This window comes from Streptomyces sp. CRN 30, from assembly GCF_034105845.1.
On record NZ_JAVRHI010000265.1, the window covers coordinates 1 to 4,109 of the forward strand.

The 4,109-nt window shown below is 74.5% G+C and carries 4 protein-coding genes; 1 reads left to right on the top strand and 3 read right to left on the bottom strand.

The annotated features are described in order from the left end of the window. Positions 1-1,228 (bottom strand): HAMP domain-containing sensor histidine kinase (locus UW392_RS28145; protein ID WP_320777928.1); only part of this gene is annotated, 1,228 nt, incomplete at its 3' end. After that, positions 1,225-1,905 (bottom strand): response regulator transcription factor, encoded by a 681-nt coding sequence (locus UW392_RS28150; RefSeq protein ID WP_320777929.1) that lies wholly within the window; start codon positions 1,903-1,905, stop codon positions 1,225-1,227. The genes UW392_RS28150 and UW392_RS28145, both read right to left, overlap by 4 nt. A 339-nt stretch (positions 1,906-2,244) precedes the next feature. Between UW392_RS28150 and UW392_RS28155 the strand changes: the two genes are divergently transcribed. Beyond that, positions 2,245-3,270, top strand: coding sequence for a DNA topoisomerase IB (locus UW392_RS28155; protein ID WP_320777930.1), 1,026 nt, complete (start codon positions 2,245-2,247; stop codon positions 3,268-3,270). A 24-nt stretch (positions 3,271-3,294) separates the two neighbouring features. On the opposite strand, the gene UW392_RS28160 is transcribed toward UW392_RS28155, so the two are convergent. Further along, positions 3,295-4,109: endo alpha-1,4 polygalactosaminidase (locus UW392_RS28160; RefSeq protein ID WP_320777931.1), on the bottom strand; the 815-nt coding region annotated here is incomplete at its 5' end.

Sequence of the window (4,109 nt, forward strand, 5' to 3'; positions counted from 1 at the left end):
CGGCCGCCGGGGCGGGCGGGGCGGCGCACTCGGGCAGCCGGATCGTGAAGCGGGCACCGTGGCCGGGACGGCCCGCCGCGGTGACCGTGCCGCCGTGCCCCGTGACGACCTCCCGCAGCAGCGCGAGCCCCAGCCCGTACCGCCCGCCGTCGCCGCCCCGGTGGAACCGCTCGAAGAGCCGCTCCGCCTGCTCCTGGTCGAAACCGGGCCCGGTGTTGGAGACGATCAGCTCGACGTCCGGGCCCGAGCGGGTGAGCGTCAGCCCGATTCGCCCGCCCGGCGGGGTGTGCGTGACGGCGTTGGCCAGCAGCTCGCCCACCGCGCGGCGCAGCGCCGACTCCACACCGCCGACGTACACGGGGCGGTGCGGACCGTGCACGGAGACGCTGAGGCCGCCGTCGCGGATGCGTTCTCTCTCCTCGTCGACCACCGACCGGGCGAGCGCCGCCAGGTCCACCGGGAGCCGCTCCGAGGGCCGCGCCGGGTCCGCCGCGAGGCTCGCGGAGAGCAGCAGGTCGTCCAGGATCGCCCCGAGCCGGCCCGCCGAGCCGACCAGCCGGACCAGCCCGTCGCGGTGCGCGGCCGGCAGCTCCGCGGCGGCCGCCTGCCGGGACAGCACCTGCGCCCGCGTGTACACCTGCGTGACCGGGGTGCGCAGCTCGTGGCTGGCGTCCGTGACGAACCTGCGCTGCCGTGCCAGCGCCTCGGCCAGCGGCGCCACCGACAGCCGCCCGAGGAGCAGCCCCGTGGCGGCCGCCGCGATCAGCCCGACCAGCTCCGCGACGCCCAGCGCGTACCACAGGTGGATCCGGTCGGCGAGCTGGAACCGCATGTCGAAGACCGCCTGCACCACGTCCCCGTCCGGTCTGACCTGGGTGCGCACCAGGTAGACCGTGCCGTCCCGCTCCACGGTGCGCTCCACGGCCTCCCCGTCGCGGCGGACCCGGTCCAGATCGCCGCGGAGCGGGAAACCGTCCGGCGCGTTGGCGAGCGGCGTCGCGTCGTGCGCGTACAGCCAGGTGCACACCGGCGGACTCGACAGGTCGCCGCGCGACGCGCCGTAGCGCAGCTCCCGCCACACCTGCTCGCTCTGCGCCCGCGTCATCACCGTGTCCGCGACCAGCCCGACGACCGTCACCAGCAGCGTGATGATCGCGCCGGTGATGACGGCGATCCGCAGCCGCGCCCGGCGCACCGCCGTCCACTCCGCGTGCTCCGAAGGTCTCACAGCGCCCCCAGCCGGTATCCCAGCCCGCGGACCGTGCGCACCACCTGCCGGCCGAGTTTGCGGCGCAGGTAGTAGACGTAGGTGTCGACGATGGACGACGCGGGTGTCTCCTGGAACACCATCCGGCGCAGTTCCGCCCGCGAGTACACCGTGTCGGGGCGGGAGGCCAGCGCCCACAGCAGCGCGAACTCCCGGGCGGCGAGCGCGATCCGCTCCCCGTCGGGCAGCTCCACCTCGCGCCGGCCGACGTACAGGTGGCCCGAGCCGATCCGCAGGACGTCGGTGACGTCCAGGGCGCGCCGGCACAGGGCCCGCAGCCGGGCGCCGAGTTCGTCGAGGTCGAACGGTTTGACCAGGTAGTCGTCGGCACCGGCGTCCAGGCCGTCCACCCGGTCGTGCACCGTGCCCATCGCGGTCAGCAGCAGCACCGGCGTGCGGACCGCGCGGGACCGCAGCCGGCTCAGCAGGTCCAGGCCGTCCAGGACCGGAAGCCGCCGGTCCACCACGAGCACGTCGTAGCGCCGGGTCAGGCCGAGGTGCAGCCCTCGCTGGCCGTCGCTCGCCGCGTCCACCGCGTAGCCGTCCTCGCGCAGCACCCCCGAGAGCATGGTGACCAGCTCCCGGTCGTCCTCCACCAGCAGCAGCCGCCAAGGATCGGCTGTCCGTCCCTGTGCCATCCCCGGGCTCCCCTCGTGCTCCCGCTCGGCCGTCCACACCAGCGTGACGCGAGAAGCCCCGGGCACGCCACGGTCCGGCCGAACGTCGATTCGAACGGCAAGATCACGCTAGCGCGTGCCCGCCCGTCCAGGGCGCCGCCGCCGACACCTGTCCGTATCTGGACCCAACGACTCCGCACACCCCCGCACCACCCCGCACGTCACGCGTCCCGCGCGCCCGCCCCGCACCGGCCGCTGGCCGAAAACAGTTGCCCAGAAGCCCCGCCCGCCTCAACCGCCACACCCCGGGTACACGGCAGGGGTACGCAGCAGCCGGGCGAAGGCGGTGAACACGGAGAAGTGGCCACGCGTCTGCACCACAGCCGTCCCACCGACCGCGGGTACCGGCGGCTGCGCCACGGGCGCGGCTTCCGCTACCTCGACACCCGCGGCGAACCCCTGCGCGCCGGAGCCGAGCTGGACCGGGTCAAGGCCCTGGTCATCCCGCCGGCCTGGCGCGACGTGTGGATCTGCGCCCGGCCGAGCGGCCACCTCCAGGCCGTGGGCACCGACGCCGCCGGCCGCCGCCAGTACCTCTACCACCCGGCGTTCCGGGCCGAGCAGGAGCTGGCCAAGCACGCGCACGTGCTCGACGTCGCCGGGGCACTGCCCGCGGTGCGCGAGACCGTCGCAGGCCATCTCGACGACCGCGGCCTCACCCGCCGGCGCGTCCTCGCCACCGCCGTGCGCCTGCTCGACCTCGGCTTCTTCCGCATCGGCAGCGACCGCTACACCGAACTCAACAACAGCTTCGGACTCACCACGCTGCTGCGCGAACACTCCCGCTGCCGGGCCGGCGAGGTCTGCTTCGCCTACACCGGCAAACACGGCAAGGAACTCCTGCAGACCGTCGCCGACCCCGCCGCCTGCCGCACCCTCGTCTCGCTGCGCCGCCGCCGGGGCGGCGGCGACCGGCTCCTCGCCTACTGGGAGCCGCCCGCCTGGCACGACGTGAGCGGCGAGGACGTCAACGCGTACCTGAAGGAACTCGCCGGCATGGAGATCACCGCCAAGGACTTCCGCACCTGGCACGCGACCGTCATGGCCGCCGTGGCCCTCGCCGTCTCGCAGCCCGCCGCCCGGACCGAACGGGCCCGCCGCCAGGCCGTCTCCCGCGCGGTGCGCGAGGTCTCCGGGTACCTGGGCAACACCCCCGCCGTCTGCCGCGCCTCCTACATCAACCCGCGGGTGATCGAGCTGTACGAGGAGGGCGTCACCGTCGCGGACGTGCTGCCCCGCCTCGGCGACGGGGGCGCCCCGGGCGTCCCCGCGACCCACGGGCCCGCCGAACGGGCCGTACTGCGCATGCTGCGGGACGACACCTGAGCACCCCCGGCGCGATCAGCGGGGTCAGCAGGGGTCGCGCCACACCCCCAGCTCCGGCTCCTTCAGCATCGACGACAGCCGCAACCGGCGTGCCTGCGGGCAGAAGTCACGGGTCGCCTCCTCGTACTCCACGTGGAAGACCGCCTTCCCGGCCTCGACGAAGGGACTGAGCCGCGCGCACTCGCCGTACTGCGCGCACTGCTCGTTGACCGCGAAGTCGAAGTCGTCCAGCAACTGGGGGATCTGCGGCAGGTCGTTCTTCAGGCCCACCGCGAGGCCCCGCTCGTGGGCGATGTCCGCGATCATGCGGTTGTACACCAGCTGGTGCCGCGCGGTGAGCGGGAAGCCGGTCTCGTTGCCGTACCCCTCCACCAGGTCGGGTTCGACCGCGTCGAAGCCCTTGTCCCGGCACATGTCGAACCGCCGCTCCATCAGCGGCCGCAGCTCGGAGACGCGCCGGATGTCGAGCCACCGCTCACCGGCCCAGCCGTTGGGCCCGCCGAGCAGCGAACGGGGGAAGTCCCCGGCGTCGGGCCGGTAGTCCTCCCAGGCGCCCACGTTGATGTAGCAGATCACCTTGCGTCCGGCGCGGTGCAGCCGGGCGACGTCCGCCGCGTCGTTCTCGAAGCCGTCGATGTCGTACACGGGCACGTCCGCCGCCGACGGATCGACCTTGCCGTCGAGCTGCCACTGCCAGGCAAGACCCGGGCGCGGCTGCCACCGCGCCCGGGTCCCGGGCCGGGCCGTCGCCCGGTGACTCGGCCGCGTCGACGGCTGTGCCGTCGGCTGCTCGGACGGCCGGTCCGCCGGTCCGTCCGTCGGCCGGCTCGTGGGCGGCG